14 protein-coding genes are annotated in these 15266 nt (G+C 66.0%); 2 read left to right on the forward strand and 12 right to left on the reverse strand.

Translation table 11 applies throughout. From position 1 onward, the window contains the following. Positions 1-134: 134 nt before the first annotated feature. The 7 genes from ACQUSQ_RS08420 to ACQUSQ_RS08450 all read right to left on the reverse strand — a co-directional run bounded on the left by ACQUSQ_RS08420 (position 135) and on the right by ACQUSQ_RS08450 (position 6456). Positions 135-953: a fumarylacetoacetate hydrolase family protein gene (locus tag ACQUSQ_RS08420; RefSeq protein WP_435068236.1), complete on the reverse strand. Its 819-nt coding sequence runs from the start codon at positions 951-953 to the stop codon at positions 135-137. An 83-nt stretch (positions 954-1036) separates the two neighbouring features. Further along, positions 1037-1447, reverse strand: coding sequence for a hypothetical protein (locus ACQUSQ_RS08425; protein ID WP_435068237.1), 411 nt, complete (start codon positions 1445-1447; stop codon positions 1037-1039). Beyond that, positions 1437-1730 carry an ArsR/SmtB family transcription factor gene (locus ACQUSQ_RS08430; protein ID WP_435068239.1) on the reverse strand — a complete coding sequence of 98 codons (294 nt, stop codon included), beginning with the start codon at positions 1728-1730 and terminating at the stop codon, positions 1437-1439. The genes ACQUSQ_RS08425 and ACQUSQ_RS08430 overlap by 11 nt, the downstream gene beginning before the upstream one ends. A gap of 92 nt (positions 1731-1822) precedes the next feature. Then, positions 1823-2932 (reverse strand): ABC transporter permease, encoded by a 1110-nt coding sequence (locus ACQUSQ_RS08435; protein ID WP_435068682.1) that lies wholly within the window; start codon positions 2930-2932, stop codon positions 1823-1825. A 29-nt stretch (positions 2933-2961) separates the two neighbouring features. Then, positions 2962-3627 (reverse strand): ABC transporter ATP-binding protein, encoded by a 666-nt coding sequence (locus ACQUSQ_RS08440; RefSeq protein WP_435068241.1) that lies wholly within the window; start codon positions 3625-3627, stop codon positions 2962-2964. Beyond that, on the reverse strand, positions 3624-5126 hold the full coding sequence (locus ACQUSQ_RS08445; protein ID WP_435068243.1) for a hypothetical protein: 1503 nt from the start codon (positions 5124-5126) through the stop codon (positions 3624-3626). The genes ACQUSQ_RS08440 and ACQUSQ_RS08445 overlap by 4 nt, the downstream gene beginning before the upstream one ends. Before the next feature lie 184 nt (positions 5127-5310). Continuing rightward, positions 5311-6456 carry a PQQ-binding-like beta-propeller repeat protein gene (locus ACQUSQ_RS08450; RefSeq protein ID WP_435068245.1) on the reverse strand — a complete coding sequence of 382 codons (1146 nt, stop codon included), beginning with the start codon at positions 6454-6456 and terminating at the stop codon, positions 5311-5313. A gap of 97 nt (positions 6457-6553) precedes the next feature. Here ACQUSQ_RS08450 and ACQUSQ_RS08455 point away from each other — a divergent pair, with 97 nt between their 5' ends. Then, a complete protein-coding gene (locus tag ACQUSQ_RS08455) occupies positions 6554-8209 on the forward strand; it encodes a hypothetical protein (protein ID WP_435068246.1) in 1656 nt (551 codons plus the stop codon). Positions 8210-8304: 95 nt separating this feature from the next. On the opposite strand, the gene ACQUSQ_RS08460 is transcribed toward ACQUSQ_RS08455, so the two are convergent. From ACQUSQ_RS08460 to ACQUSQ_RS08480, 5 genes are all read right to left on the reverse strand, one after another. Continuing rightward, positions 8305-8541 (reverse strand): hypothetical protein, encoded by a 237-nt coding sequence (locus tag ACQUSQ_RS08460; protein WP_435068248.1) that lies wholly within the window; start codon positions 8539-8541, stop codon positions 8305-8307. Between the two features lie 74 nt (positions 8542-8615). Further along, complete coding sequence (locus ACQUSQ_RS08465) at positions 8616-9425, reverse strand: undecaprenyl-diphosphate phosphatase (protein WP_435068249.1); 810 nt, start codon at positions 9423-9425, stop codon at positions 8616-8618. Further along, positions 9425-10783, reverse strand: coding sequence for a sugar transferase (locus ACQUSQ_RS08470; RefSeq protein ID WP_435068250.1), 1359 nt, complete (start codon positions 10781-10783; stop codon positions 9425-9427). Before ACQUSQ_RS08470 ends, ACQUSQ_RS08465 begins: the two co-directional genes overlap by 1 nt. Positions 10784-10848: 65 nt before the next feature. Further along, the gene (gene glmS, locus ACQUSQ_RS08475) at positions 10849-12642 is read right to left on the reverse strand and encodes a glutamine--fructose-6-phosphate transaminase (isomerizing) (protein ID WP_435068252.1); all 1794 of its coding nucleotides are present in this window, start codon (positions 12640-12642) and stop codon (positions 10849-10851) included. Continuing rightward, entirely contained in the window at positions 12642-13874 is a 1233-nt protein-coding gene (locus tag ACQUSQ_RS08480; RefSeq protein ID WP_435068253.1) for a sugar phosphate nucleotidyltransferase, read from the reverse strand. Before ACQUSQ_RS08480 ends, glmS begins: the two co-directional genes overlap by 1 nt. 166 nt (positions 13875-14040) lie before the next feature. Between ACQUSQ_RS08480 and ACQUSQ_RS08485 the strand changes: the two genes are divergently transcribed. Continuing rightward, complete coding sequence (locus tag ACQUSQ_RS08485) at positions 14041-15264, forward strand: extracellular solute-binding protein (RefSeq protein WP_435068255.1); 1224 nt, start codon at positions 14041-14043, stop codon at positions 15262-15264. Positions 15265-15266: the final 2 nt, after the last annotated feature.

Here is a 15266-nt window from a genome sequence, read left to right on the forward strand (position 1 = left end):
AGTCAGAACTCTACGAGTTCTGACGACATCACGAAAGAGTGCGTTGCACTCTTTCGAACGACAGCGAGTCCCGGGAGCCGAGACGCCGGGGGCTTTCGAGGTGTTCCCAAATTCGGTCGCTTATCCGACCACTACTATCGCACTACGTCGGCGCCGACCGACCCGAACCGGTCGAGTTCGGCGCGCACCCGGTCGCCGGGCGTGATGCGATGGGCGCCGGGCGTCCCCGTCGAGATGACGTCGCCCGGTTCGAGCGTCATCACCTCGGAGTGGATGGCGACGAGTTCGCGCGGCGAGAAGTGCGTGTTGGCGACGGTGTTTCGCGCCCGAACCTCGTCGTTCACGACGGTCCGAACCTCGACGTCGTCGAGCGGTTCGTCCTCCTCGGGGACGGCGACGTGCGGGCCGAGGACGAGGAAGGTGTCGTAACTTTTCGACCGGGTGAGAAAACGCGGGTTTCGCTGGAGGACGTCCTCCGCGGTCATGTCGATAATCGGCGTGTAGCCGGCGATGACCGAGTCGGCGTCGGCGGCGCTCACGTTCCGACAGGTGCGCCCGATGACGACGCCGAGTTCCGCCTCGGCGGTGACGCGGTCGGACTGCTCAACCGGCGGGAGGCGAATCGGACCGCCCGGCCCCGTCGCCGCCGTCGCGGGCTTGAAGAAACTCGCCGGTTCGTCCGGCGGGTCTTCCGACAGGTCGGCGGCGTGTTCGGCGTAGTTGAGGCCGATACCGAATAGTTTCCCCGGCGACGACAGGAAAGGACCGAACGCGAGGCCGTCGCGCGAGACGGGGTCGGCCGTCGCCGCCGCGGGGCCGTCGAGGCCGCTCGCGGCCCGTGGGAGCGCGTCCCGAACGCTCGACGCGTCGGGGTAGACGGATTGGAGCGGGACGAAGCCCGAATCGTCGCCGAGAAGCGGTCGGCCGTCGGCGGTGCGAGCGAGATAGCGCATCAGCGCCCTCCCGGACGCCAGTGGTGTGTGGTGTCCATGCTTCGGGACGCGGTAGCGACGAGTATGAATGTCCGGGGATGGAGTCAGGTTTGGCTCTGATAGAACAGGACGACGATGGCCACCCCGACGAACACGTGAGGGATGACGATGAAGGGGCTGCCGCCGAGTGGCGGGAAGCCGAAGGCCAGATGGACGACGGGGTTCGCCGTCAGCGCGTACAGCACCAGCGCGATGCTGAGCAGTATCAGGCTCCGCGTGTATCGGTTCGGGAGGTTCCGATAGAGCGCGACGTAGGTCCACAGAAGCGCCACCAGCAGGACGAAGTTGAACGTCGTGACGAACACCTGCACGCGAGTGAGGAAGACGAAGACTTCGGGGACGTGCCCGGGCACGCCGGGGAAGTGGCTGACGGCGAGCATGGCGAGAAAGCCCAAGAGCAGTCCGATACCGGTCACGAGCGCCGTTCTGAGACGCGGGTTGGTGTCAGTCTCCATTGGTATCTAGCTCCGCCTGCTCGGCGATTTCCTCGAGAATGTCCAAGTTGTTCGTCATCTGGTCGGTCAGGAAGTACATCTTCCCGTAGTTGTCCCCCTGTGTCGTCACGATGTTGTTCTCTTCGAGCACTTCCAGATGGTGCTGAACCGTCTTGTAGTTGAGTTCGAGCGCCTCGGACAGTTGGTTCGTGTTCATGGGCCGGTCGTGGAGGGTCCGGACGATTCGAAGGCGGTTTTCGCCGCCTCTCGAACCGCCGATGAGCCACCACAACAACTGCCGCATTACCGTAGTCGGTGGCGAACGCGCGGAAATAGCTTCTGGTGTCTCGGAGGGTTGCCCCGCCCGCGCCATCCGCGGAGTGCCCGTCATCGTGGCTACCCCCGAAGCGCTTCGACGGGGCGGTCGTTCGCGGCCTTCCACGCCGGATAGAGTCCACTCAGGACGCTCGTCACGACGGCGAACAGGAACCCGTAGAGCAGGTACTGCGAACTCTGCCAGCCGAAGACGCCCGTCGGGTCGCCGGTGATGAGGCTGAACATGACGAGTCCGACGGCGAGCGAACACGCCGCTCCGACGGCCCCGCCGACGACGCCGAGAAACGCCGCCTCGGTGAGTATCATCCGGAGCACCTCGCCACGGCGGATACCGACGGCGCGGAGGACGCCTATCTCGCCGCGGCGCTCGATGGTGCTCATCAGCATGACGTTGAGTATCGCCACGCTCGCGACGACGAGCGAGATGGACCCGATACCGAGCAGAGCGAGTTGGAGCGTGTTCATGAAGGAGTTGATGTTCTCCTGTGCACCGGCGAAGGTGGTTACCTGTAGCTCCTGCTCTCCCTCTCGGCCCTGCTCGTTGAATCGGAGTGCGAGTTGGCCCGCAATCTCCTGTGCCGCGTCGCCGTCTTCGGCGATAATCGTCACCGTGTCGTAGTGTTGCTGGTCCCGAAGCCCGGAGACGGGGATGACGAGTTCGTTCCCGCCGCCGCCGAAGCCGCCGCTCGAATCGATGAGGCCGCGGATGCGGTAGAGTTGGCCGTCGTACTCGACTGGGTCGCCGACTTCGAGGCCGAGTTCCTGTGCCGTGCTGTTGCTGATGAGCGCGCCCGTCTCGAGGCGGTCGGGTGCCTCGCCGCTGGAGACGTCGTAGAGCGCGCTCGCCTGCGTCACCCCCGTCACGCTCACGTACGCCTCCCCGCTACGCGTTTCGAGTTCCGTGGTGTTCGTCTTCTGTGGGACGACCTGAGCGTCGGTAGCGATGCTCCGCATTTCCTCGACTTGGTCCTCGGTCACGCCGTCCTCGGTGCTGTCCTGCCCGGCGGAGACGGACACCTCGTCGGTGAGTCCGCCGAGATTCGACGTTGCCTGTTGCTGGATGGCGACGCCGGCCATGCCGAGGGAGGCGATGGCGACGACGCCGATGACGATGCCGAGCGCGGCCAGCCCGGTCCGCACGCGATTCCGGCCGAGGTTTCGCCACGCCATCAGCGCGCTCGGGAACCGGCGAAGGAGCTTCACGACTGAATCACCCCGTCGACGAGGCGGACGACGCGGTCCGCGTACGACTCCATCTGCTCGTCGTGCGTGACGGCGACGATGGCGATGTTCTCCTCCTCTTTCAGACGCGTCATCTCGTCGAGGATGGTCGCACCGGTCGCTTGGTCGAGATTCCCGGTCGGTTCGTCGGCGAGGAGGATGTCGGGCTCGTTGATGAGCGCGCGGGCGATGGCGACGCGCTGTTGCTGGCCGCCGGAGAGTTGTGATGGCGTGTGGGTGAGTCGGTCGCCGAGCCCGACCATCTGAAGCAGGGAGACGGCTCGCTCGTTGCGGTCGACGCTCCGGTCCCACATCGAGGGCAGTTCGACGTTCTCGACGGCGGTGAGCATCGGGAGCAGGTGGAAATCCTGAAAGACGAAGCCGAGCGACGACCGGCGCTCCTCGGTGAGTTCGTCCTCGTCGAAATCCGTCACGTCGCGGCCGTCGAGGCAGACGGTCCCCTCGGTCGGCGTATCGAGCAGGCCAATCATGTTGAGCATGGTACTCTTTCCGGACCCGGAGGGGCCGGTCACGAGCACCATCTCGCCTCGCTCGGCGTGGAAGTCGACGCCTTTCAGCGCCACGACCACCTCCTCGCCGCTCTGATACCGCTTGACGACGTCGGTGAGTTCGATGACGCTCATTGGCTGCGCCAGCGGTAGAGTCCGACGCCGACGAGGAGGAGCAACGCGACGACGGCGCCGATGGCCGTCATCGGAAGCCCCCCGCCGCCAGACTCGCCCTGCCCGCTCGGCGGGCCGTCGTCACTCGCTTCGGCGACCGGCCGTTGGACGCCGCCGGCGTTCGACGCCAACTCGATTTCTTGGACCGTCGTCACTCGCTCGCCGTCGACGATGTACGTGACCGTCACGGGAATCGAGTCGACGTTCGACTGGGTCGACGCCGAGAGTTCGAAGGTGCCGAACTCGCTGCCCTCGATTTCGCCGACGTAATACTGGCCGGTCGGCGCCGCCGGGTCCACGCGCTCCGTGCTGGCGACGCTGAGCAGGACGGATTCGGCGGCGGTGCTACCGAGGTTCGCGGCGTCGCCTTGGATGGTGACGCCGCCCGCGGTCGGTGACGACTCGACGCTGACGAGTCGAATCTCGCCCGAGACGGGCGACTGGCCGCGCAAGTGCGTCGAGTGAGTGTCGCCCGCCGCGGTGTACGTCGCGGTGTAGGTGACGTCGCCGTCGACGGCGCTCGGAATATCGAACGTCACCGACTCGTTCGAGTCGGGGTCGACGTCGCTCAGCAGGTTCCGAGCGACGACCGAGTCGTTCGCCGTCGCCGTGATTTCGACGTCGGTCAGGGGCGCGTTGCCGAAGTTCGTCAGGTCGAGTTTCGTGTCGCCGTCCGCCGTCGTCCGCGCCGACAGGTCGGCGCGAATCTCCGGCTCCTCGACTTCCATCTCCGTCGACGCCGTGGTGGTCCGCGTGACGCCCTCGCTGGTCGTGTACGTGACTTCGCCGGTGAGCGTCTGTGTGCCGACGTCGTCGAACGTCGCGTCGTACTGGAACGTGTGCTCCGAACCGCCATCGATTGATCCTCTGATTCGGTTCGGGTTGTCGACGCCGCTCCCGTTGAGGTCGAGTTGGACGCCGGTGACGGCCTCGCTGTCGCCGTTGGCGACCGTGACGTTGATGGGCGTCTCCGCGCCGGCGGCGGGGTCGGTGTCGTAGACCGTCGAGAACGCGAGCGAGACGCCGCTGGAGCGCTCGACGTCGACGTACACCGGTCGCTCGACGACGAAGACGCTCCCGCTGGGCGTGGTTCCGCGAAGGACGACGGTGAGTCGCTTCTCGCCCTCGCTATCGAACGACGCCGAGAAGGGAATTTCGAGTGAGTCACCGGGGCCGAGCGACCCGAGGTCGCCGGTCGTGCTCAGTTGAGTGAGGTCACTTCGCTGCAGGCTGGCTTCGGTAATCTCTGCGGCGCCGCTACTGCTCTCCGAGTTCTGCAACTCCGCCGTAATCGTGACCTGCTCGCCCGGTTCGGGCGTCTCCGGCGACACCGAGACGTTCCCGACGGTGACGTAGGCGTCGTCCGACTGGGCCGCCCCGATGGTCGCCATCGGGACTGCGAGACAACTCGCTACCAGCGTCACCGCGAGGACGACGGCCGAGAGTCGGGCCCGCGTCATGACTTCACTCCGCGCGTCGCCTCGTCATTTAGTACCATACGTCGAGATGCCGGAGTTTCACCCGCGCCGTGTCGGACTCGTCGCTCGCTCATGGACGTCCCCTGACCGTGGAGCGGTAAAGCAGATTGCCGAGGTTACACATCCGTGTGACACGAAAGAGGCCCAAATTCGACCCAACCGCGGGCTACGACCGCTCGATGCCGAAGACTCGCTCGTTGTTCGCCGCGTAGAGACCCCGCTCGCCCGCGACGACGGTTCCGACCGTGCTGTTCGTCTCTATCTGCCACCGGGGGGTGCCGTCGCGCGAGAACGCGTAGATGTGGTCGTCGTTCGACCCGGCGTACACCGCGTCGTCGGTCACTGCCGGCTCGTAGACGGTGCTGTTCTCGTCGGTGAACGACCAGCGCTCGGCGCCGTCCGTCCGGTCGAGGGCGACGAGCGTGCCGTGGTCGCGCCCGCTACAGCCGAGATAGACGGTGTCGCCGTGGACGACCGGGCTGGTCCCGCGTTTCGGCGACGGCGTGTCGACGTCCCACCGGACGCTCCCGTCCGAGCGGTTCAGGGCGAGAAGCCGTCCCCGCCGACCCGGGTCCGGCGACGTGGCCACGAACACGGTGTCGTCGGCGACGGTCGGGCTCCGCGTCTCCGTCTCCGTCTCGTACCGCCACCGGCGCTCGCCGTCGGCGTCGAACGCGGAGACGACGCCGTCGACGCGGTTGGTGAAGACGACGCCGTCGGGCGTCGCCGCGGGCGTCGTGAGACGCTCGCCCCCGGTGTCGGCGCGCCAGTCGATATCGCCGGTTGTCGCGTCGATAGCGAGGAGGTCGTCGGCGTTCGCGTACACCCGCCCGTCGCCGACGCCGACGCCCTGTCGCATCGGCGTGTCGACGGCCCACGCCCGCCCGCCGTCCGACCGCCGGAGCGCGCGGAGTGCGTCACAGCCGGGGACGTAGACTCGCTCGTCGTCGACGGCGATGTCGCTACCCAGACAGAGCCGTTGGTCGAAGTCGTCTTCCTCGTACGCCGTCGTCCACTGCGTACTTCCGTCGTCGGGCGACAGCGCGTACAGGGTGAGCCGACCCATCACGTACAGCACGCCGCCGTCGAGGACGGGCGCGCCGCGGACGTTCCGTTGCCAGCGAATCCGGTCTGCGGAGGGGCCGGACGAGCCGATACAACCGGCACCAGCGCCGACGAGGAGGACGCCGACGGACTGGAGGGTACTTCTGCGGGAGACCATACCCGACGAGACGTGGCATCCGAAAAGAACGTTTCTGGTTTCGGCCTTCGTTCGCCACACGGAGAACGCGAGTGCGGCGCCGAACAGCACCGCGTTGGGGAGGACGGAGTAGGTAGGGGCTTGGTCGTCAGATATCAGTCGAGCGGCCCTCGGTTACTTATCACGCTACTCTCAATCAAAGCCCGTCATGGTCGGGCTGCCGTTCGACGCGACTCGCATCCGTCTCGCTGCCCTCGCGGTGAGTGATGCGCTGTTGACCGCCGTTTCGTCTTCCCAGTGGACCAACCTATTCGACTGGCTCGCCAGTAGCACTGCCGTCGCCATCGTCACCGGAATACTCGCCGGAACGACGTCGGAAATCCGCATCCTCAGTCAAGTCACGGGGGTCGTATTTACCGCCTATCTCGCGTACGAACTCGTCCCACGACTGTTCTCCAACACCTTCGGACAGTGGCTGGAACAGCGCCCGGGAAGATTGCTCGCGACGGCTCTCGTCGTCGGCCTCGTCAAGACGCCATCTGGGAACTCTACCACCGGCATAATCGTTCTGATAGTGCTCGGGACGGCTGGGTTCGTCGCGTATTTCGTTGGTATGCAGGACGACCCGCTCGCGGGACCCGACGGCTACGCTCATCAAGTTGGTAAGGGAATCAAAGACATTCATCCCGGCGCGTCCTCGGATGAGGGGGACGAACTCGATATCGAATCGGACACGATTCGTAGTCGAGCGAACCGGTGGCTTCTGGTAACGCTCTTTGCCGCTGTGATGGTGGTTATGTGTGCGCTACTTGCCCTAATCCTGCTCGTCCTTGGATTGTTTTTCCCGCTTCTCGAACTCTCGGTGTTGGGGTGGACTGTACTAGCAGGGTTGATAGACATGAACGGCTCCAATCGGCTGCTATCTGTTGAAGAGAGCTTCTACAATCTCCTGTCAATAGCATTTCATCAGCCGCTAAAGGGCTTTCCGACGCTTTTACTGGTCGTCCTCGGCCTGTTCGCCTCGGCAATGCCGTATCTACTCGGATTCGGCGTCATTGCCATCCTCTCAGTCAACAACGTCGTTTATCTGCTGTCAACGGCTAGGGGGCTCGTTACATCGTTCATTTTGGTGGCGCTCGTTGTCGCCGGCGCGTACGGCATCTGGTTCTGGTTTCGTATCACGAAGCGGCTCACTGGGTTCCTGTCCGAGCGGACGGAAGAGTCGACATCCGAACTCCCAGTTTCGAGGCCAATCTTCGGGATTCTCCCCGGGCTTCTCCCGCTCGCGGTGCTCGCAGTTGCATTTCCGCTCATCGGGTTCGTATCCCACCAAACGCAGTCACAAGACCTCATTCCATTCAGAATCACCGTTGCTCTGGGGGCTGTGGTCGCAGTATCGATTGTCGTCCCCGCTCTCGTTGCGTACCGGACTCGAAGCCGGGGAGAGGTGTTACGGTCCACGCAGTCGGTGCGTAGAGACAACCGTGTCATTCCGGTCAGTTTCGTAACCCAGTACGGTGTGACCGCTGGACTGCTCTATGGAATTGCTATGTATGCGCCGATTAAGCAACAGGGACTTTCTGGACTCACCGCAGTAGACCGCAGCCTCCCCTTCGTCAACCGAGAGTTAGGTCTCATCGTGATTTTGATAGCTGGCCTGTTCTACTTCGACGAATTCCAGTCTTGGGTGGCCGGACTCGAACCGCGAACGGGCGCGCTCATGAGACTGCTGACCGGCACTGCCCTCTCCGGTTTCGTGCTACTTCTCCTGAGAGTTCAGGGCGGACTCACGCCGCTCGATATCGGCGTCTCGCTACTGTTTCTGCTCCTCAGCGCGTGGTTGGCGTGGCTGTCGCTGCGGTGAGATGCGACGCGACGACGAGAATTGTCCTAGTCCGCGCGGCTTGTAACAATACACAGCTCGCAAAATCCCGGCGGTCGACGGGTCGCTCGGACAGTCTATTCCTGCAGTCCGCCGAGGCTCGTCATCGGCGTCGCGCCGGCGACGATGGCACCCGTCGCGAGGAGCGCGGCCGACAGCACGACGAAGTCACCGCTCGGAGAGTAGCCGGCGAGTCCGGCACCCATCTGCACGATAAACACCGTCACGAAGAAGCTGAGAATCGCAAACGCCAGCATGACGATTGCCGCGACGATACCACTGGCTAACGCACCGAACGAATCGAGAAGTCCCATTAAATTACTGCCTCCTCTGATTGAGGGCGGACGACGCATAAGGGACTTGGGGCCGGCCTCCCTCAGAGCGGGAATCACGCCGCGAGCAGTCCGCCGAGTGTGACGAGCGCTCCCAGCCCGAGACAGACCGTCCAGAAGGGGAGTTCGTCGACGGTGCGTAACAGCAGGCCGATGGTCAGGTAGCCGACGACGGCGGCGACGCCGAGTGAGACGCCGGCGGCGAGCGTCCCGAGCGCCATCGTCGAGTCGGAGTAGGCGAGGAGGCCGCCGCCGACGGCGGCCGGAATCGACAGCAGAAAGGAGAGTCGGAACGACCGAGTCGCCTCGTGACCCCGAAGGAGTAGCGTCCCGGTCGTCATCCCGGACCGCGAGACGCCGGGCAGGATGGCGACGCCCTGAGCGACGCCGACGGCCACCGCGTCCAGCCAGTCCGGCTCCGTTCGAACGCCGGCGTCGCTCGCGGAGAGGTACTGGAACGCGCCGGTGAGGACGAGCAACACGCCGACGAGCGTGACGAGCGTCCCGCCGGCAATCGACGAGATGGACCTGACGAGGAACACGTACAGCGTCACGCCGACGAGGCCGGATACGAGCGACCCGAGGGCCAGAAACGTGACCGTCGCGTGGTCGCCGTCGAAGGCCGTCCCGGGGCGCCACGAGGGTAGGAGTGCGACGAGTGCCCGGAGTTCGCCGCGGTAGTACGCCGTTGCGGAGAGGGCCGTCCCGAGGTGGACGAAGAGGGCGAAGGCGACGACCTGTTCCGGCGATTCACCGAGCGCCGTGAGGACGAGCGCGACGTTGCCCTCGCTGGAGACGGGGAGCCATTCGAGGACGCCCTGCGTGACGCCGACGAGGATTGCGACGAGGAGCGAGCGGTCCAGCATCAGCGCGCTCGCGACATGAGAATCGACGCCGTGTCCGTCGCAACCTGCCAGAGCTGTCGGACGATAATCTTGGTGTCGAAGCGCAGCGACTGCTTCCGGATGTACGTCAGGTCACACTCCAGTTTGGCCGCCGGCGTCTCGCTCGATACGTCGTTGATTTGGGCCAGCCCCGTCAGCCCCGGTTTCACGAACCACCGCTTTTGCCACGTCCGAGTCTCCTCCAGCAAGAGCGTCTCCTCTTCGGTCCAAGCCGCGCGGGGACCGACGACGCTCATCTGGCCGCGGAGAATCGCCCACAACTGCGGTATCTCGTCGACGTGTGTACGCCGGAGGAGTCGCCCGAGAGGGGTGATGCGGTCCTCGTCCGCGCCGGGCGAGGCCGACTCGCTCTCGGGGAGCATCGTCCGGAACTTGTAGACGTGGAAGGTGTCGCCGAACAGCGCCGTCCGCTCCTGCTTGTAGAAGACCGGCCCCTCACCCGCCAGTTTGATAGCGAGCGCGACGGCGGCAAGTAGCGGCGCCGCACAGAGCAACGCGGCGCCGGCGAAACAGATGTCGAAGGCGCGCTTACAGAGGCGGTCCTGCAAGTCCCACGGGTGGAGGTCGATAGTCGAGTGGCCCGCTCCCTCCGGGATGTCTTCGGCGAGCAACACGCTGTCCCCGTGTTCGGCGGGCACGTCGACGTCGACGCCGTGTCGATAACACGTATCCAGCACGCCGAAGAACTCGCCGCGGTCGGTCCGGGGAAGCGCCGGCACGACCGTCCCGACGTCCGAGCGGGCCAGAATCTCGTCCAGCCGCGAGAGGCCGCCGAGATGCTCGTACTCGGAGAGGTCGGCTCCGATGCCCCCGTGACCGCCGTCGGTCCCGACGCGCTTTCCCGAGCGACTGCCGACGTCCGTCGAGGAGGCGTAGCCGGCGACGGGGCCCGACGCGTCCTGAATCGCCGTCTCGATGCGCACCGGGTCGTGGCCGACGACGAGCGTCCGGTCGTCGCCCGAGAGATACCGCTGCTGAAGCCAGACGAACCACGTCGGAAGCACGACCCCGAGACAGGCGACGGTAATCAGGAGCGCGGCCTGCGACAATCGGAACGGAACCCCGTAGTACCCCAGCGTCGCGAGCGCGAGAAAGACGAAGAGAAGCGAACGCACCGCCTGCGTCATCGTGTCGAGAATACGCTGGGAGCGTGGCCGGTACAGCGGTTGCATCGCGACGGCGGTCACGACGACGGCCAGCGCGAGCGCTGCCGGTGAGAAGCCGCCGGTCTGAATCGTCGCGAGCGAACCGGCGAGACAGGTCGCAAGCACCGTCCCGGCAAAGCCCAGCGTGCGATACACGCGTTTCCGACGCATCATCAGTTGTGACTTGCTGGATTTAGGCTAACCTAAAATAAAAAGGTGTAGGTTCCGTCCTCGGCGGCCTACTCGACGGTCACACTCTTGGCAAGGTTTCGGGGCTTATCTATCGACCGGTCGAGACCGAGCGCGGTGTAGTACGCGACTAACTGGAGTTGGACGTTCGCGAGGACGGCCGCGATTCGGGGCTCCGCGGCTGGCACGTCCAACACGGCGTCGGCGTAGCGCGCCACGTCGGTGCGGCCGTCGGTCACGGCGACGATGGGTGCGCCCCGCGATTTGACCTCCTTTATCGTGTTCACCGTCTTCTGGGCCGACGGGCCCGACCCAGTCACCACCGCGACGACCGGCGTTCGCTCCGAGACGAGCGCGAGGGGGCCGTGTTTCAACTCGCCCGCGGCGAAGCCCTCGGCGTGTTTGTAGGTTATCTCCTTGAACTTCAGCGCCCCCTCCAGCGCGACCGGTCGGTTGTAGCCGCGGCCGACGAAGAAGAAGGCGTCTCTGTCGTGGTACGCGTCGACGACGTCGCGCGCCGCGGAGTCGTCTAACACCTGCTGGACCTGTTGCGGGAGCGCCCGTAGCTTCGACGCGCCGCCCCACCGACGCTCCTGCGAGCGGAGATGTTCCGCGAGGAGGTTCAGCGCGACCAGTTGCGAGGAGAAGGTCTTCGAGGCGGCGACGGCGATTTCCGGGCCGGCGCGGATGGGAAGGAGGGTGTCACACTCGCGGGCCGCCGTCGACCCGACGACGTTCGTCACGGCGAGCGTGGCGGCGCCCTTGGATTCGGCGGCCCGGAGCGCGTTCAGGGTGTCTGCCGTCTCGCCGCTCTGCGTGACGCCGACGACGAGCGTCTCCGCGTCCATCGGTGGCGGGGCGAGGGCGTACTCGCTGGCGAGGTCGGCGCGGGCGGGGATGCCCATGTCGCGGAGGAGTTGTGCGCCGTAGAGCGACGCGTGATACGACGTGCCACACGCGACGAAATGGACGCGCTCCGGCCGGTCGAGGCCGGCGAGGGCGTCGACCTCGACCGTGTCGGCGAGGTCGTCGGTGCGACCCCGGAGACACTGCCGAAGCGCCCGCGGTTGCTCGTTGATTTCTTTCAGCATGAAGTGGTCGTAGCCGCTGCGCCCGGTCTGTTCCGGCTCCCAATCTGCGGTTCGAACGGTCTTCGAGACGGGGTCGCCGCCGTCCGTGACCTCCCAATCGTCCGGACGGAGGACGGCGAGTTCGCCGTCGTCGAGGAAGACGACGTCGCGGGTCCGGTCGAGGAAGGCGGGGATGTCGCTGGCGACGTAGTGGGCGTCGTCGCCGATGCCGAGGACGACCGGCATGTCGTTGCGGACGGCAAACAGCGCCTCGACTCCCCCGACGACTATCGTGAGGGCGTAACTCCCCTCCAGCCGGTCGACGGCGGTACGGACCGCGTCCCGCGGCGCGTGGCCGTCAGCGAGCGCCGCCGCGACGAGGTGGGGGACGACTTCCGAGTCCGTGTCGCTGGTGAAGGTGACGCCGTCGGCCCGGAGTTCGTCGCGGAGCGCGTCCGCGTTCTCGATGATGCCATTGTGGACGACTGCCACGCGGCCGCGTTCGTCGGTGTGTGGGTGGGCGTTCGCGTCCGACGGCGCGCCGTGGGTGCTCCAGCGGGTGTGCCCGATGCCCAGCGCCGAACCGGGGAGGTCGGTGTCAGCGAGGTGGTCGCGCAGGTTCGTGAGTTCGCCCTCGCGTTTCTCGACGGCGAGCGAGGGGCCGCCCAGCGCGATACCCGTCGAGTCGTAGCCCCGGTATTCGAGGTTCGAGAGGCCGCTCAGCAGGGTCTCAGTCGTGCGGTCGGTGCCGATACAGCCGATGATTCCACACATCAGTTGCGAACCTGCGTCCCCGTGTCGACGTTCGTCGTGACGGTGCTTCCGGGTGCAATCTCCGCGTTGGGGCCGACGAGCGTCCCCGGCGAGATGGTGACGCCCCCGCCGACGTGGGCGCGGTCGGAGACCACCACGCCCAGCGGGCAGTCCTCGTAGACGTCGGTGCCGATGCGGACGGTCGATGGCCCGCCGAGAAGCGTCGCGCCGGGGCCGACCGTCGCGCCCTCGGCGACGACCGTATCGGCGAGCGTGGCGTTCGCGCCGACGGTGGCGTCGGCTTCGACGAGCGACCCGCGCACGACGGCGCTCGACCCGACGCTCGCGTTCCGCCCGACGGCGGTGTTGGGGCCGACGACGGCTCCGGGTTCGACCACCGCGTCGTCGCTGAGGGCGACGGGCGGGCGAAGCGTCGCGTCGGGATGGACGGTGGCCGACGAGGCGACGTAGACGCCGGGGTCGCGCTCCGTCAACCGGACCGACCCGCGGCGAAGGACCTGCGTCGTGACCGCCAAGAGATGCCACGGATAAGTGAGTCCCTCCCACACGCCGGCGGTCTGGACGCCGCGGACGCTGTTGCCCGACGCCACGTGACGCGCTATCGCGTCGGTGAGTCTGAGTTCGCCGTCGACCCGCTCCGTCGATTCGAGCGTCTCGAAGATGGAGGGGCCGAGCGCGTAGACGCCGCGGTTGAGCAGGCCGTAGTCGGTGTGGGTGGGGTCTTCGGTGAGTTCGACGACCCGGTCGCCGTCAAGGCGAACCACGCCGCACTCGCCCGCGTGGTCGTTCTCGAAGACGGCGAGGGTGGCGACCGTTCCCATCGCGTGTGTCCCGACGACGGACTGCACCGTGTCGGCACTCACCAGTTCGTCGCCGTTGACGACGACGAAATCCCCGTCGATGGCCGCGCGGGCCTGAAGGACTGCGTGGCCCGTCCCAAGCTGTTTCGACTGTTCGTGATATACCAGTTCGGTGTCGCGGTAGGTAGAGCCGAAGTGATTCTGAACGCGTTCGCGCTCGTAGCCGACGACGACGTGGAGTTCCGTCATCCCGGCGTCGACGAGGGCGTCGAAGACGTAGGACAGGATGGGGCGGGTCCCCGCCGAGAGCATCGGCTTCGGGCGGTTCTCGGTGAGCGGTCGCAGGCGCTCGCCCTCCCCCGCGGCCAAAACGACCGCCGTGTCGATGGCCATCGCGCCCTGCGCAGCCGAATCGTGAGCGTTATCGCTCATCAAAACCTCCAAAGGACCGAGACACGTATCGGAACGCGTGGACCGGGGCGCCCCCGGAGCGCCGTCGGGGGGGCGTCCGGAGACGGCGGTCGGTCCCGAAATTCATTGTGTATTCCAAATCCTGCAGGATATAAAAGTTTTTAGGCTCGCCTAAAGAAACGATGGTATGGACAGACGAGATTCGGAGCGGCGCGGGTTGTCTCTCGGTCGACGTCGTGATTTTCTAAAGGGCGCTGGCTCTGTTGCCGGACTGGCTGCGGTCGCTGGCTGTAGCGGCATCCTCGGCGGCGGTGGCGACTCCGGGTCCGGCTACTCGCCGGGCGAGATTCCGGAGCCGAAGACGTACGCTGTCGAGGACCTGTACAACATGGAGGAGTGGCGGGGCGACAACTCCCTCATGCAGGAGCGACCGGACGAGTACACGGGCCTGTCAGTGCTCGACCTTCCGGACCTCCGCGGGGAACTGACGGTGTATCTCGGCGGCGGGGAGGGTGGTCTCTACGTCGACGCGATGAAGCGGATTCAGAACCTCTATCAGAACTTCACGGTCAACGTCCGCACCGCCTCCTCCTCGCAGTTGGCGAACACGATTATCGAGGAGGCGACGGCCGGTCAGAGCCCGGCCGACATCTTCTGGGCCATCGACGCCGGCTCGGTCGGTATCGTCGCCCAGAACGACGCGGCCCACCCGCTTCCGGAGCACGTCACGCAGTCGATTCCCGACACCTACCACCCGACCGACGACTGGATAGGCATCATGGGTCGCGCGCGAAGCGTCCCGTACAACACGGACACGTTCGACGAGAGCGACATCCCGACCGAAGTCGCCTCGTTCCCCGAGACGCCCGCCTTCGAGGACGCGATGGGCTGGGCGCCGACCTACGGCGCCTTCCAGTCGTTCATCACGGCGATGCGCGTGCTCAGGGGTCGCGAGACGACGCGCCAGTGGCTCGAAGGCATGCAGGACCACGGCGTCGAAACCTACGGCAACGAGTTCCAAGTCGCCAACGCCGTCGCCAGCGGCGAACTCCGCGCCGGCTTCTCGAATCACTACTACTCGCGGCTGGTGTACCGGGAGCGCCCCGACGCACCCCTCGAACTCGCGTTCACGCAGAACGACGCGGGCGCGCTCGTCAACTGCTCGGCCGCCGAGATTATTCGCAACACTCAAAACCCTGAACTGGCTGGTGACTTCATACATCACTTGCTCTCCATCGAAGTTCAGGAGTTCCTCGGCACGCGAGGCTACGGCTACCCCCTCCTCCCGAGCGTCCCCCCGATTGGAGACCTGCCGACCATCGACGAACTCAACCCGCCGGAGCTCAACCTCGCGGAACTGGCCGACGTCGAACCGACGCTCGAGCTACTCCGTGAGGTCGGCGCCCTCTAGCT

The sequence above is a fragment of the Haloplanus sp. C73 genome (assembly GCF_051195115.1).
Taxonomy (GTDB): Archaea; Halobacteriota; Halobacteria; order Halobacteriales; family Haloferacaceae; genus Haloplanus.

Bases quoted from the DNA above. Each gene is read 5' to 3' on its own strand.
- ACQUSQ_RS08420 (WP_435068236.1), bottom strand. From the start codon at position 953: ATGCGCTATCTCGCTCGCACCGCCGACGGCCGACCGCTTCTCGGCGAC.
- ACQUSQ_RS08425 (WP_435068237.1), bottom strand. From the start codon at position 1,447: ATGGAGACTGACACCAACCCGCGTCTCAGAACGGCGCTCGTGACCGGT.
- ACQUSQ_RS08430 (WP_435068239.1), bottom strand. From the start codon at position 1,730: ATGCGGCAGTTGTTGTGGTGGCTCATCGGCGGTTCGAGAGGCGGCGAA.
- ACQUSQ_RS08435 (WP_435068682.1), bottom strand. From the start codon at position 2,932: ATGGCGTGGCGAAACCTCGGCCGGAATCGCGTGCGGACCGGGCTGGCC.
- ACQUSQ_RS08440 (WP_435068241.1), bottom strand. From the start codon at position 3,627: ATGAGCGTCATCGAACTCACCGACGTCGTCAAGCGGTATCAGAGCGGC.
- ACQUSQ_RS08445 (WP_435068243.1), bottom strand. From the start codon at position 5,126: ATGACGCGGGCCCGACTCTCGGCCGTCGTCCTCGCGGTGACGCTGGTA.
- ACQUSQ_RS08455 (WP_435068246.1), top strand. From the start codon at position 6,554: ATGGTCGGGCTGCCGTTCGACGCGACTCGCATCCGTCTCGCTGCCCTC.
- ACQUSQ_RS08460 (WP_435068248.1), bottom strand. From the start codon at position 8,541: ATGGGACTTCTCGATTCGTTCGGTGCGTTAGCCAGTGGTATCGTCGCG.
- ACQUSQ_RS08465 (WP_435068249.1), bottom strand. From the start codon at position 9,425: ATGCTGGACCGCTCGCTCCTCGTCGCAATCCTCGTCGGCGTCACGCAG.
- ACQUSQ_RS08470 (WP_435068250.1), bottom strand. From the start codon at position 10,783: ATGATGCGTCGGAAACGCGTGTATCGCACGCTGGGCTTTGCCGGGACG.
- glmS (WP_435068252.1), bottom strand. From the start codon at position 12,642: ATGTGTGGAATCATCGGCTGTATCGGCACCGACCGCACGACTGAGACC.
- ACQUSQ_RS08480 (WP_435068253.1), bottom strand. From the start codon at position 13,874: ATGAGCGATAACGCTCACGATTCGGCTGCGCAGGGCGCGATGGCCATC.
- ACQUSQ_RS08485 (WP_435068255.1), top strand. From the start codon at position 14,041: ATGGACAGACGAGATTCGGAGCGGCGCGGGTTGTCTCTCGGTCGACGT.